Genomic DNA, 13,087 nt, shown 5'->3' with positions numbered 1-13,087 from the left:
TTCGAGGACGTCAGACAGGCGGGAAACCAGATTGAATTTTCGCCCGGCCGGGAAGCCGGGCATGGAGGAAAACGCCGACGCACTCACCGTTCCTGAGATGCGTCAGCGTAGCAACAATTGTGTTGTCTGAACCATCAAGGGCAGGCGACCAAAGAATTCCCAGGGAGGAAACACCGGTGAAAAAATTTCTAGCATCCGTGGCGATTGCCATGTCCGTGGCCATTCCGCACGCTTTTGCAGAAGGCGTCGTTGATACGTCGAAGATCAACAAGGAACTGATCACCACTGCCAATGACAAGAAGTACACCATTGCGACCGTCGTGAAGGTCGATGGCATTGCCTGGTTCGACCGTATGCGTGACGGCGTCGACCAGTTCAAGGCAGATACCGGCAATGACGTCTGGATGGTCGGTCCAAGCCAGGCGGATGCCGCGGCACAGGTCCAGATCGTCGAGAACCTGATCGCGCAGGGCGTTGACGCCATCGCCATCGTGCCGTTCTCGGTCGAAGCCGTTGAACCGGTTCTGAAGAAGGCACGTGAACGTGGCATCGTGGTCATCAGCCACGAAGCATCCAACATCCAGAACGTCGATTACGACATTGAAGCCTTCGACAACAAGGCCTATGGCGCCAACCTCATGAAGGAACTCGGCAAGTCGATGGGCGGCAAGGGGAAGTATGTCACGACCGTCGGCAGCCTGACCTCGAAGTCGCAGATGGAATGGATCGACGGTGCCGTTGAATACCAGAAGGCCAACTTCCCGGAAATGTCAGAAGCAACTGGCCGTCTCGAAACCTATGACGATGCCAACACCGACTATAACAAGCTCAAGGAGGCGATGACCGCCTATCCGGACATCAAGGGCATTCTTGGTGCGCCAATGCCGACCTCTGCCGGTGCCGGACGCCTGATCGCCGAAGGCGGCCTCAAGGGCAAGGTCTTCTTCGCAGGTACGGGTCTCGTTTCGGTGGCTGGTGAATATCTGAAGAACGACGACGTCCAGTACATCCAGTTCTGGGACCCAGCCGTTGCAGGCTATGCCATGAACATGCTGGCCGTCGCAGCGCTTGAGAAGAAGAACGACCAGATCAAGGCCGGTCTCAATCTCGGTCTGCCGGGCTATGAAAGCCTGTTGGCACCGGACGCTGCCAAGCCAAACCTGCTCTATGGTGCAGGCTGGGTCGGTGTGACCAAGGAAAACATGGATAAGTACGACTTCTAATATCCATGGATGTTCGATGGGAGGAGCTTCACGCCCCTCCCATCCGGCAAATTGCATTCCAGCCTTGCACGAGGCCCCTCATGAGTGAAAACCTGATTGAACTGCGCCATATCGGAAAACGCTTCGGTGGTGTCAGGGCACTGGATGACGTTTCCTTTGCCATAAAGCCCGGCGAAATCCACTGCCTCGCAGGTGAAAACGGCTCCGGCAAATCCACCATCATCAAGGTCATGTCAGGTGTCTACACGCCGGAAGACGGCGAGATACTGATCGACGGCAAATCAGTCGGCAAGCTCGACCCCGTCAAGTCGGTTCATCACGGTATTCAGGTTATCTATCAGGACTTCTCGTTGTTCGGGAACCTGACGGTTGCTGAAAATCTGGTAATCAATACTTTTCTCATCGAAGGCCGCAAGGGCGTCGACTGGAAGCGCGTGCGTGACCTGGCACAGAAGGCGCTGGCGCGGCTCGACGTAAGCATCGACCTCGATGCGGATGTGGACAGCCTGCCGACATCAGGCAAGCAGATCGTGGCGATTGCGCGCGCCGTCATGGCTGACGCCCGCCTCATTATCATGGACGAGCCAACCACCGCGCTGACGCGGCATGAAGTCGACGCGCTGTTCAAGATCGTGCGCGATATTCAGGCACAGGGCATCGCAGTACTCTTCGTCAGCCACAAGATGCGCGAGATGCTGGAAATCAGCGAAAGGCTGACCGTCTTCCGCAATGGCAAGAAGGTTGCCGAAGGCCCGATTTCCGATTTCGATGAACCGTCGATCACCCGGGCGATGACCGGTCAGGAACTCACATCGGGCCATTATCACTGGACCCCGCGTGAAGGCGCTTCGGCCAATCCGACCCTCGAAATCACGAATCTATCTGTTCCAGGCTCGGTGGAAAATGCCAGCCTCATTCTCAATGCGGGCGAGATCGTCGGCATATCCGGGCTGATCGGCTCAGGCCGTACGGAACTGGCACTGGCACTCTTCGGCATGAAGCCGGATTTCACCGGCACTGTTCGTATCGATGGCAAGCACGTCCATCCGAAAACAGTTCAGGAAGGGATTGCCTGCGGCGTCGCCTATGTGCCGGAAGACCGCCTGACGGAAGGCCTGTTCCTGACGCAATCGATCGAGCGCAACATCATCGTCACATCGATTGAGAAATTCGTGCGTGGCCTCTTCATCGACCGCAAGAAAGCTGACACCACGACACGCGACATGTTTTCGGCGATGCATATCGTTGCCCCCGGTCCGCATACGCCGGTCAATCACCTGTCAGGCGGCAATGCCCAGCGTGTGGTGCTGGCACGCTGGCTTTTGACAGGCGCGAAAGTGCTGATCCTCAACGGGCCGACTGTCGGTGTCGATGTCGGCTCCAAGGCGCAGATCCACAATATCATCCGCAAGCTTGCCCGTGATGAAGGTCTCGCCGTCCTGATGATTTCCGACGATGTGCCCGAGCTGGTGCAGAACTGCAATCGTGTGCTGGTGATGCATCGCGGACGTTTCGTCGACGAACTTTCCGGTGAAAGCATGACCGAAGATGCCGTCAATGACCGGCTCAAGACGCTGAATTGAGGAACCGGCACATGAAGTTTTTTCGCAGTACCGAATTCATCATTGCCTGCGTGTTATTCGCGGCGATGGTCATTATCGGCCTCATCAATCCGGCTTTCTGGTCGCTGGACAATATCTTCGGCCTTCTGCGCTCCAATGTCGTCATCGGCATCATGGCGCTTGGCGTTCTGCTGGTGATGATTTCCGGCGGCATCGACGTATCGTTTACTGCTTTCGCCATCGCGGCCATGTATCTGACCGTTCGCGCCATGGTCTATCTCGGCTATGACGGCGTGTTCATTCCGTTCGTGGCGGCGACACTGATCGGCCTGCTGCTCGGCGCGTTCAATGGCTTCATCATCCATCGCTTCAAGATGATCCCGCTGATCGTGACGCTCGGCACCGGTTCCATCGTACGCGGGCTGGTGCTTGGTCTGGTGGGTACAAGCACCGTCAACATCAACAAGATGCCGAAGGAACTGATCGAGTTTGGCAAGACAGATGTTGTTTCGCTGACCAATGCCGCCGGAACCGCCTTTAGCCTGACCGCGATGTTCCTCGTCTATCTGGCGCTGGCGCTGCTGATCCACCTGATCCTCAATTATACGATGATCGGGCGCAGTGTTTACGCCTATGGCGGCTCGCCGGAAGCGGCAAAGCGCGTCGGCTTCAACACACGCCGCACGATCTTCTTCGTCTATTGCGTGGCCGGAGCGCTCGCAGGTTTCGCGGGCCTTCTGCATTCTTCGATGATCTGGCTTGCCAATCCACGCGATTTCGTCGGGCTTGAACTGGACGTGATCGCAGCCGTGGTTCTGGGTGGCGCGTCGATCTTCGGCGGACGCGGCACGGTTCTTGGAACGCTGATGGGCGTCTTCATGCTCGTCATGGTCAAGAACTCGCTCATCATCATGAAGGTGGACACCACATGGCAGCGCGTCGTTGTCGGCCTCATCATCATCATCGCCACAGCCATCACCGCATGGCGTGACCGCAAAAGCATCGCCTGAGGGGAGAACGCGACATGAAACAGTCCTTTGACATGCGCCGCATCCTTGGCGGAGACAACAACATCATCCAGCTCATTGTGATCACGGTGCTTGTTTTCGCGTTGATGACCTGGATGAATCCGGACAAGTTCCTGCGCTATTACAACTTTGAATCCATCAGCTACATCATGCCGGAGCTGGGCATCCTCTCCGTAGCTATGATGATTGCCATGCTGACGGGAGGCATTGACCTTTCGGTTGTTGGTATCGCCAACCTGGCGGGCATCATCGCTGGCGTCTATTTCCATTCTTCCATGGTGCAGGCAGCGCAGACGTCCGGTTCCGGCATACTGTTCTACACCATCATTGGCATATTGCTGGCAGTGCTGATCGGGCTGGTATCGGGACTGGTCAACGGCCTGCTGATAGCCAAGCTCCGCATCACGCCAATCCTGGCAACACTCGGCACCGGACAGGTGTTGATGGGGCTTGCTCTGGTTCTGACAGGCGGCCCGGCCATCGTCGGTTTTCCCGACGCATGGAACTGGGTCGGCAACGGCAAGCTGTTCGGCGTCGCCACGCCTTTCCTGCTCTTCATCGCGGTGTGCATTGTCGTGGCAATTCTCCTGACACGCACGACGCTCGGTATCAATCTCATGCTGATCGGCACCAATCCGCGTGCTGCGGTCTTTGCCGGTATCCGCAAGGATCGCATGGTCCTCTATTCCTACATGCTCACCGGCGTACTTGCTTCCATAGCCGGGATCATCCTTTCGGGCCGCACCAATGCCGCCAAGTCGGACTATGGCGCATCCTATCTGCTGCAGGCGGTACTGATCGCCGTTCTCGGCGGCACCAATCCGGCGGGTGGAAAGGGGCGTGTTCTGGGCGTCGCCATCGCGCTGATTGCTCTGATGCTGCTTTCCTCCGGCTTCCAGATGATGCGGTTCTCCAACCACCTCATCGATTTCATCTGGGGCGCTTTCCTTATTCTCGTCATCGCGATCAACGCGTCGCGCAATCAGGGCAGGTGATCCCATATGCAGGACATCGAATTTCATCTTCGCCGTCAGGACTTTGTCCAACAGCCGCATGTCATCGCCAATACCTATGGCCTCAGCGTCACCGCCTTTCGCTATCCAAGTGGCATCGAGGCGCTGCTGGTCGAGAACGAACGCGGCAACATCATTGTTCTCCCGTTCATGGGGCAGATGATCTGGGGCGCGGAGTTTGACGGCGTTGATCTGACCATGGGCAACAGCTTCTCCATGCCGCGTCCGGCAACCACCATCGTCGAGACCTATGGCTGCTTTGCGTTCCATAGCGGCATCCTGCGCAATGGCTGTCCTTCGCCTCAGGACAATCATCTTCTGCATGGCGAAATGGCCTGCGCGAAGATGGACAAGGCCGGTCTTCTCTTCGGCCATGACGAGCGCGGCGCCTTTGTCGAAATCACCGGTGAATATGAATATGTGATGGGCTTCGGCGCGCATTATCTGGCACGGCCAAGCGTGCGGCTTCATGCCGATGAAACACTTTTCGACATCACCATGGATGTCGAGAACCTTTCATCCGCTCCAATGGAGCTAATGTATATGTGCCACGTCAATTTCGCTTATGCAGAAGGCGCGCGGATCGTCCAGCCGGTGCCCTATACGCCGGATCACGTGCAGGTGCGAACAGCCGTTCCCGGCCACGTTACACCCAATGATGACTACCTGTCGCTGATCGACGAACTGTCCACCGATCCAGCCGCGATGGAAGTGCTGGACGAACCGGAGCGCTACGATCCCGAGCAGGTCTTCTATATTCGTGGACTACCGAAAGATGCCGAAGGCAACACGCATCTGATGATGCAACTTCCCGAGGGCGACGGGGTTGGCATTTCCTACCCGACCGAAATCTTCCCCAAGACCGTGCGCTGGATTCTCGTGAACGGGGATGCACAGGTTGCAGCCTTTGCCCTGCCCTCGACCTGCGAGCCGGAAGGTTATCTGGCGGAAAAAGCCAAGAACAATGTGCAGGTGCTGGCATCGGGTGAGCGCGCCGTTTTCCCCGTGCGTGTCGGCTATCTCGATACAGCCGCCGCCGAACAGTTTGAAGTCACGATCAAGGCACTCTGAAATTTCAAAGGAACATCTCATGACCAGAAAGATCGGAGTGGTCGGCTCCAACATGGTGGATCTCATCACCTATGTGAACCGTATGCCCGGCCCTGGCGAAACGCTGGAAGCCCCGACATTTGAAATCGGCTGTGGTGGCAAAGGTGCCAATCAGGCCGTCGCTGCTGCGCGCCTTGGCGCAGATGTAATGATGGTCACCCGTGTAGGCGACGATATTTTTGCCGACAATACCATCCGCAACCTGAACGAGTTCGGCGTCGATACGCGCCATGTGCGCAAGGTTCCCGGCAAGTCGAGCGGCGTAGCACCCATCTTCGTCGAGCCATCGGGTGAAAACTCGATCCTGATCGTCAAGGGCGCCAATGCCGACCTTCTGCCTGCCGAAGTCGACAAGGCTGCAGACGATCTGAAAACGTGCAGCCTCATCCTGATGCAGATGGAAGTTCCGGTCGAGACCGTCTACCACACCATCGCTTTCGCCACGGAAAACGGCATCGAAACCATTTTGAACCCTGCGCCTGCCGCCGCCGACCTTGATCCCGAACTGATCCGGCAGGTGACTTTTCTCGTGCCGAACGAGAGCGAGCTTGCGATCCTCTCCGGCCTGCCGACCAGCACGGACGATGAAATCGTCACCGCAGCGCGTTCGCTCATCGTGCGCGGCATCCGCACCGTCATCGTCACGCTCGGCGGACGCGGCGCGCGCATGATTACCGCGAGCGAAATCGTCAATATTCCACCAGTCAAGGTCACGCCAAAAGATACCACCGGCGCAGGCGATGCCTTTATCGGTTCCTTTGCCCGCTTCTACGCCGGGACCGGCGATGTGGAAGCCTCGCTTCGCAAGGCCGCTCTTTATGCGGCCCATTCCATCACCCGGCCGGGCACGCAGAAAGCCTATGCCAGCCAGGAAGAATTCGAAACGTTCTGCCGCGATCACGCCCCATTGACCGAACGCGCCTGATCGCACTTGAACGTAATTGAACCCACGAACGGACAATGAAATGACCGAAGCCCTCCCCCGCAATAACGGGACACCGCTCAAGCCGGAATGGTTTGAGGATGTATCCGTCAATCGCAGCGCTTCCGAGCGCCGTGCCGCTACGATTAGCGCCCGCCGTTCGGTGAAAAAGGAATATCAGGCGGCGTGGCTCATCCGCGCCATCCAGTGCATAGACCTGACGACGCTTGCAGGCGACGACACGGCGGGCCGCGTGCGCAGGCTCTGCGCCAAGGCGCGCCGCCCGGTGCGCGAGGATATTCTGGAAGCGCTCGGCCTTGCAGATGCGGGCATCACCACAGGCGCGGTCTGCGTTTATCCCACCATGGTGCCCCATGCCGTGAAGGCGCTTGAAGGTTCCGGCATTCCGGTTGCCTCGGTGGCGACGGGCTTTCCCGCCGGGCTGACGCCGCTGCCGCTCCGTCTTGCTGAGATCACCTATGCCGTCGAACAGGGCGCGCATGAAATCGACATCGTGATTACGCGCGAGCATGTGCTGACACAGAACTGGTCGGCCCTCTACGATGAGATTGCTGCCATGCGCGAAGTCTGCGGGGATGCACATATGAAGGCAATCCTTGCCACCGGGGATCTCAATACGCTGACCAATGTTTATCGCGCCTCGATGGTGGCGATGCAGGCAGGCTCCGATTTCATCAAAACCTCAACCGGCAAGGAAGATGTGAACGCGACCCTGCCGGTGAGCCTGACCATGGTGCGGGCACTACGCGATTATGGGGAGCTTTCCGGCCGAAGTGTCGGCTTCAAACCTGCAGGCGGCCTCAAGACCGCCAAGGATGCGCTCGCCTGGCTCACACTGATGAAGGAAGAACTCGGCAATCGCTGGCTGGAGCCCGATCTGTTCCGCATCGGCGCATCGTCGATGCTTGGCGATATCGAACGGCAATTGGAGCACTTCGTGACCGGGCGCTACTCCGCCGCCAACCGTCACGCTGCTGCGTAAGGAAAATTGAAATGCGACCCATCAAGGACATCCTGAAGACCATGGAATATGGACCTTCCCCCGAAGCAAACGGCGATGTGAACCTGTGGCTGGAACAGCATGGCCGTTCTTTCGGCCACTATATCAACGGGACCTTTGTCAAACTGGAAGGCCGCAAGGCAATTGCGGTTGCCAATCCGGCCAATGGTGACAAGCTTGCTGAAATCATCTGCGGCAATGCGGAAGATGTCGATCAGGCGGTGAAAGCCGCCCGCACCGCTTTCGGCAAATGGTCCAAACTTTCGGGCTATGAGCGCGCCAAATATCTCTATGCCATCGCGCGCCATATTCAGAAGCGCGAGCGTTTTCTGGCCGTGTTGGAAAGCATGGATAACGGCAAGCCGATCCGCGAAACCCGTGACATCGACATTCCGCTCGCCGCCCGTCACTTCTATCACCATGCAGGCTGGGCCGAGATGGTGGAAGATGAATTTAAGGGCTTTTCGCCCGTTGGCGTCTGCGGTCAGGTCATTCCGTGGAATTTCCCGCTTCTCATGCTTGCCTGGAAGATCGCGCCAGCTTTGGCCGCCGGTAATACAGTTGTTCTGAAGCCTGCCGATCTGACGCCGCTTTCGGCCATTGCCTTTGCCGAAATCTGCCATGAAGTCGGCCTGCCCGCCGGTGTCGTCAACATCGTGCAGGGCGATGGCACCACTGGCGCGGAAATCTGCGGTCATGACGGCGTGGACAAGGTGGCCTTCACCGGTTCGACACAGGTTGGCCGCATCATCCGCGAGCAGATGGCCGGATCGGGCAAGAAGCTGTCACTGGAACTAGGCGGAAAATCGCCGTTCATCGTCTTTGAAGATGCCGATCTCGATGCCGCAGTCGAAGGCGTGGTCGATGCCATCTGGTTCAATCAGGGCGAAGTCTGTTGCGCCGGGTCGCGCCTGCTCGTGCAGGAAGGCATTGCCGACCGCTTCTATGCCAAGCTCAGAAAGCGCCTTGAAAACTTGCGCGTCGGCGATCCGCTCGACAAATCCACCGATGTCGGCGCCATTGTTTCACCCGGTCAGGTGAAACGCATTTCCGATCTCATCCGGAAAGGCATCGAGGAAGGCGGCGAGCTTTGGCAGACACCGAACCCGCTGCCCGCAAAAGGCAATTATATCGCCCCCGGCTTCTTCACCGATGTGGATCAGGCTTCAACCGTTTGTCAGGTGGAAATTTTTGGGCCGATTGCGGCAGCAACAACCTTCCGCACGCCGGATGAAGCCGTCTCGCTCGCCAACAATACGCGCTACGGGCTCGCCGCGTCGATCTGGTCTGAAAACATCAATATCGCGCTTGATCTCGCCGCGCGGGTGAAGGCCGGTGTCGTCTGGATCAACTGCACCAACATGCTGGATGCGGGCGCAGGTTTTGGCGGCTATCGCGAAAGCGGGTTCGGTCGCGAGGGCGCGCGCGAAGGCATGTACGAATATCTCGTCTCCGATTGGGAGAAAGCACTCCCCCCGACCAGAGTTGCGGATGCCTTCGTGCCATCGGCTTCGCCTTCTGACGATGACAAGATCACCATCGACGGCATCGACCGCACGATGAAGAACTATATTGGCGGCAAGCAGTCCCGCCCGGATGGCGGCTACAGCTATTCGATCACTGGCAAGGGCGGTGCGGTCATTGGCCAGGCTGGCATCGGCAACCGGAAGGACATCCGTAATGCCGTGGAAGCTGCAAGCAAGGCCGGAAGCTGGGGCGCAGCCACGGCGCATAACCGGGCTCAGGTGCTCTATTATCTTGGCGAAAACCTCGATGCACGCCGCACGGATTTCGTGGCACGGCTGATCGAAAGCACGGGCGTCAGCGAGAAAAAGGCTGAAGAGGAATTTGAAACCTCACTGCGCCGCATTTTCTATTATGCCGCACAGGCCGACAAGTTTGACGGGGCGGTTCATTCCACCAAGTCGCGTCATGTGACACTGGCGATGAATGAACCGTGGGGCGTGATGGGCATCGTCTGCCCTGATGAAACGCCGCTTCTTTCGCTTGTGTCTCTGGTCTTGCCTGCAGTCGCCATGGGCAACCGCACGGTGGTGGTGCCTTCAAGCCGTCACCCGCTGATCGCAAGTGATTTCTATCAGGTGCTCGACACATCCGACGTGCCGGGCGGCGTGGTCAATATCGTCACCGGTGAACGCGATCTTCTGACGAAGACACTTGCCGAACATGATGACGTTGCAGCGCTGTGGTATTTTGGTTCACGCGAAGGCAGCGCAATGGCCGAAAAGGCGTCAGCAGGCAATCTCAAGGCCACGTGGGTCAGCAATGGCCGCTTGCCGAACTGGTTCAACAAAACCGAAGGACAGGGCCGGGATTATCTGCGCCGTGCCATTCAGGTGAAAAACATCTGGGTGCCATACGGGGCATAGATCAGAACCAAAAGGCCCGCTTCGGCGGGCCTTTTGATGCAGGGTTTTCGCGCTTATTGCGGAACCCACAAAATAGTATCTGGATTGATCCCCAACAGCAGTGCCTGTGCGACTGCTCGCGCCTTTAGATCTCCGCTTGCCTCGGGCTCGCGCGAAAGTATCCAGAAATAGCTCCGCGTCGAACCGACAATGATCGACCACTGGTAATCGTCTTCATCGATATCCACGATATTATAGCCCCCGTAGAAGGGTCCGAAGAATGAAACTTTCAACGCACCTTCGTCGGCGGATCGCACAAAACTGGCGGTTCCTGTGGCTTGTGTCCAACGCGCTTTCCATGGATCGAAGCCGCGATTGACCACTTTGACAGTTTGATCGGGGTTCAGTGAATATTCCGCCGTCGTCCGCGTCAAACCGCGCTCGAAGCGGTTTTCAAGCCGCCCGATCTCGTACCACTTGCCGATATAACGCGTGAGATCGAAGGGTTTTACCGGCACGATACCCTTTGGAATCTGTGGCGAACTTACCCGCGTCAGCGCATATCCCACCGCCAATCCCGTCAGACCAAGAGCAAGTTTTCCAAATCTCATCGTCTTCCCTTCCTTTATCGCATGAAGGGACAAACCGATGTGATGACAATTGGTTCCGAACCCTGAAGGACGCAGGCTTCCCCAGCGTCATGCCACTGTCATGCAATCGGAATAGAAGCTCCCAATCTATTTGGATTGTGGGAAAATGTTGCATTCCTCGAATATTAAAGCGGATATCGCCGTTCGGGCCGATGGGCTGAATCTGGCCTATGGCCCTGCCACTATATTGAAGAATATCGATCTTTCACTGCCGAAGGGACAGACGCTCGCTTTGCTCGGGCCATCCGGTTGCGGCAAGACAACGCTGCTCCGTCTCGTGGCTGGCCTTCTCGCCCCAACGAAGGGTTCAATCACAATCAACGACGTCACCGTTGCAGATGCCTCGACAGGGTCGTTCATTCCGCCTGAGAAGCGCCATCTCGGCATGGTGTTTCAGGATTATGCGCTCTGGCCGCATATGACCGTTTTCGGCAACGTGTCCTTTCCGCTCGAAATGCGTGGCCTCGGTCGTGCGGAGCGCGAAAAGCGCGTTGTCTCGGCACTCGATCGCGTCGGCCTGTCGGGCTTCGGCGAGCGCGCGATCAGCGATATGTCAGGCGGCCAGCAGCAGCGTGTCGCCATTGCCCGCGCCATCGTTGCCGAGCCGGGACTGGTACTGTTCGACGAGCCGCTTTCCAATCTTGACCGCGAACTGCGCGAAAACATGGTCACCGAGATCGGGCAGCTTGTCGCCAATCTCGGCCTGACCGCGATCTATGTCACCCATGACCAGAGCGAAGCTTTCTCGCTTGCCGATCAGGTAGCCGTCATGCGCGCCGGTGTGATCGAACAACTGGCTGCACCCGAAGCACTTGTCGCAGAACCGATGACACCGGAAGTCGCAGATTTTCTGAGGCTCGGCTGTGTCGTCCCGGTGGAGCAGCGTGACAACGCCTACAGGATTGCGTGCACCGAAATCCACATCGCCCATGGGTCCACCGCTGAGCAGGCAACACACGTCTTGTTGCCGTCGCGTTCGGTTCGCAGCGTGCCCGCAAGCAAAGCAGCGATTCCAGCAACGGTCCTGCGCTCACAATTTCGCGGCGACGGTCATCTGACCACAGTGCGCATCGGCTCGCAGCAGGACGGCCACGAACTGACATATCTCGACAGCATCCGCCTTTCACCCGGCGTTCCTGTCGGCATCTCAATCGATGCCAGCCAACTGCGCTGGTTCTCAAAATAAGACCATTTCATCAGGCAATATCTCAGGAGGCAAACATGAAGAAATCCATTCTCGGCGCGGGGCTTGCGCTTGTAACCGCTTTGCTGGCCAGCACGGCAGCCTATGCAGACATCACGGTTTATTCGGCCGGCCCGGGCAGCCTGATCGAAAAGCTTGCGACAGGCTTCACCGCAAAGACCGGTGCGAAAGTCAATGTCTTTCAGGCAACGACCGGCAAGGTCATGGCCCGCATCGAAGCGGAAGCCGCCAATCCGGTTGTCGACGTTCTGATCTCGGCCTCGTGGGATACGGCAACCGATTTTGCCAAGCGTGACTGGCTTGTCGCCTACACCAGCCCGAACGCCGAAAAAGTACCGGATTTCCTCAAGAATGAAACGGCGGTTGCGCAAGGCGTCTCCGCGCTCGGCATCGCGTGGAACCCTGCCAGCAAGACGCCCAAGCCCGCCGAATGGGCGGATCTCGCCAAGCCTGAATACAAGGACCTCGTCAATCTGCCGGACCCGGCACAATCGGGCGCGACCTTCGAACTCGTTGCCGCCCTTCAGGCGCAGCAGGGTTGGGATCTGTTCCGGAACCTGCACGAAAATGGCGCAACTGTCGCCGGTGCCAATGCAGAAGCGTTGAACCCGGTTCTTCAGGGTGCCAAGGCCGCCGTGTTCGGTGCCGTCGATTACATCTCGCTCGCGGGCAAGGCCAAGGGCGAATCCATCGACGTTATTTTCCCGACATCCGGCACCGTGATTGCGCCACGCCCCGCAATGATCCTCAAATGGTCGAAGAACCAGGACGAGGCCAAGCAGTTCATCGATTATATGCTGTCCGACGAAGGTCAGAAAATGGTTGCCGACACCTATCTGATGCCGTCGCGCACCGACATTCCGGCCAATCGCCCGTTGATCGGCGATCTGAAAATCCTGCCGATCGACGCCAGGGAAGTCTATGGCAAGCGCAACGAAACGCTGAAGGAATTCGGCGCCGCTTTCGCAGCCAGCAACTAATATCT

At 57.8% G+C, this 13,087-nt stretch carries 11 protein-coding genes; 10 read left to right on the top strand and 1 reads right to left on the bottom strand.

The annotated features are described in order from the left end of the window. Positions 1–176: 176 nt before the first annotated feature. The 8 genes from CES86_RS17285 to CES86_RS17250 all read left to right on the top strand — a co-directional run bounded on the left by CES86_RS17285 (position 177) and on the right by CES86_RS17250 (position 10,269). The gene (locus CES86_RS17285) at positions 177–1,223 is read left to right on the top strand and encodes an autoinducer 2 ABC transporter substrate-binding protein (protein WP_010660800.1); all 1,047 of its coding nucleotides are present in this window, start codon (positions 177–179) and stop codon (positions 1,221–1,223) included. Positions 1,224–1,303: 80 nt separating this feature from the next. Then, the gene (locus tag CES86_RS17280; protein ID WP_094515007.1) at positions 1,304–2,806 is read left to right on the top strand and encodes a sugar ABC transporter ATP-binding protein; all 1,503 of its coding nucleotides are present in this window, start codon (positions 1,304–1,306) and stop codon (positions 2,804–2,806) included. An 11-nt stretch (positions 2,807–2,817) separates the two neighbouring features. Then, entirely contained in the window at positions 2,818–3,795 is a 978-nt protein-coding gene (locus CES86_RS17275) for an ABC transporter permease (protein WP_010660798.1), read from the top strand. 14 nt (positions 3,796–3,809) lie between these two features. Then, on the top strand, positions 3,810–4,808 hold the full coding sequence (locus CES86_RS17270) for an ABC transporter permease (protein ID WP_094515006.1): 999 nt from the start codon (positions 3,810–3,812) through the stop codon (positions 4,806–4,808). 6 nt (positions 4,809–4,814) lie between these two features. Beyond that, a complete protein-coding gene (locus CES86_RS17265) occupies positions 4,815–5,897 on the top strand; it encodes an aldose 1-epimerase family protein (RefSeq protein ID WP_094515004.1) in 1,083 nt (360 codons plus the stop codon). A gap of 19 nt (positions 5,898–5,916) precedes the next feature. Then, a complete protein-coding gene (gene rbsK / locus CES86_RS17260) occupies positions 5,917–6,861 on the top strand; it encodes a ribokinase (protein WP_094515003.1) in 945 nt (314 codons plus the stop codon). A 40-nt stretch (positions 6,862–6,901) separates the two neighbouring features. Beyond that, positions 6,902–7,861 (top strand): deoxyribose-phosphate aldolase, encoded by a 960-nt coding sequence (gene deoC, locus CES86_RS17255; protein WP_094515001.1) that lies wholly within the window; start codon positions 6,902–6,904, stop codon positions 7,859–7,861. 11 nt (positions 7,862–7,872) lie between these two features. Continuing rightward, positions 7,873–10,269, top strand: coding sequence for an aldehyde dehydrogenase family protein (locus CES86_RS17250; RefSeq protein WP_167387122.1), 2,397 nt, complete (start codon positions 7,873–7,875; stop codon positions 10,267–10,269). A 53-nt stretch (positions 10,270–10,322) separates the two neighbouring features. On the opposite strand, the gene CES86_RS17245 is transcribed toward CES86_RS17250, so the two are convergent. Then, a complete protein-coding gene (locus tag CES86_RS17245; RefSeq protein ID WP_010660792.1) occupies positions 10,323–10,859 on the bottom strand; it encodes a lipocalin family protein in 537 nt (178 codons plus the stop codon). Between the two features lie 145 nt (positions 10,860–11,004). Here CES86_RS17245 and CES86_RS17240 point away from each other — a divergent pair, with 145 nt between their 5' ends. Beyond that, the gene (locus CES86_RS17240; protein ID WP_094515000.1) at positions 11,005–12,084 is read left to right on the top strand and encodes an ABC transporter ATP-binding protein; all 1,080 of its coding nucleotides are present in this window, start codon (positions 11,005–11,007) and stop codon (positions 12,082–12,084) included. A 35-nt stretch (positions 12,085–12,119) separates the two neighbouring features. Continuing rightward, the gene (locus CES86_RS17235; RefSeq protein WP_043061831.1) at positions 12,120–13,082 is read left to right on the top strand and encodes an ABC transporter substrate-binding protein; all 963 of its coding nucleotides are present in this window, start codon (positions 12,120–12,122) and stop codon (positions 13,080–13,082) included. Positions 13,083–13,087: the final 5 nt, after the last annotated feature.

Origin of the sequence: Brucella lupini, assembly GCF_002252535.1 — a bacterium.
Taxonomy (GTDB): Bacteria; Pseudomonadota; Alphaproteobacteria; order Rhizobiales; family Rhizobiaceae; genus Brucella; species Brucella anthropi.
The sequence above is the reverse complement of the archived record's forward strand: the minus strand, read 5'-3'. Positions and strand labels throughout refer to the sequence as shown.

Coding starts and splice junctions, on each gene's coding strand:
- CES86_RS17280 (WP_094515007.1), top strand. CDS start 1,304: ATGAGTGAAAACCTGATTGAACTGCGCCATATCGGAAAACGCTTCGGT.
- CES86_RS17275 (WP_010660798.1), top strand. CDS start 2,818: ATGAAGTTTTTTCGCAGTACCGAATTCATCATTGCCTGCGTGTTATTC.
- CES86_RS17270 (WP_094515006.1), top strand. CDS start 3,810: ATGAAACAGTCCTTTGACATGCGCCGCATCCTTGGCGGAGACAACAAC.
- CES86_RS17265 (WP_094515004.1), top strand. CDS start 4,815: ATGCAGGACATCGAATTTCATCTTCGCCGTCAGGACTTTGTCCAACAG.
- rbsK (WP_094515003.1), top strand. CDS start 5,917: ATGACCAGAAAGATCGGAGTGGTCGGCTCCAACATGGTGGATCTCATC.
- deoC (WP_094515001.1), top strand. CDS start 6,902: ATGACCGAAGCCCTCCCCCGCAATAACGGGACACCGCTCAAGCCGGAA.
- CES86_RS17250 (WP_167387122.1), top strand. CDS start 7,873: ATGCGACCCATCAAGGACATCCTGAAGACCATGGAATATGGACCTTCC.
- CES86_RS17245 (WP_010660792.1), bottom strand. CDS start 10,859: ATGAGATTTGGAAAACTTGCTCTTGGTCTGACGGGATTGGCGGTGGGA.
- CES86_RS17240 (WP_094515000.1), top strand. CDS start 11,005: ATGTTGCATTCCTCGAATATTAAAGCGGATATCGCCGTTCGGGCCGAT.
- CES86_RS17235 (WP_043061831.1), top strand. CDS start 12,120: ATGAAGAAATCCATTCTCGGCGCGGGGCTTGCGCTTGTAACCGCTTTG.